The sequence below is a fragment of the Kitasatospora putterlickiae genome, assembly GCF_039527695.1.
Taxonomy (GTDB): domain Bacteria; phylum Actinomycetota; class Actinomycetes; order Streptomycetales; family Streptomycetaceae; genus Kitasatospora; species Kitasatospora putterlickiae.
In genome coordinates this window covers 40,044-40,356 of the sequence record NZ_BAAAKJ010000122.1, presented here as the reverse complement: position 1 = coordinate 40,356, position 313 = coordinate 40,044, and positions in this window count along the sequence as shown.

Below are 313 nucleotides of genomic sequence, written 5' to 3'. Positions count from 1 at the left end.
GTGACCAGCCACCGGCCCGCTTCGTTGACCAGCAGGGGCGTGCGATAGCGTCGCCGACACCTCCCGAATGGCGGCCGATAACACGGAATCCCACGCCCGTGCCGTCAGGATGGGGAGAGTCCCGTCCGTCTCGATCCGCCGGGGGATCTCCGTCATGCAACCGCGAGCCTTCGCGATCCTCACCGCCCTGCTGCTCGGGGTGCTCGGCCTGGGGTCGGTGGCCGTCACCGACTGGACGCCCGAGCCGGTCACCGAGCCTGCCGACCGGCCGGAACAGGGGCAGGAGCAGGGGCAGGAACAGGAGCCGGGCGGC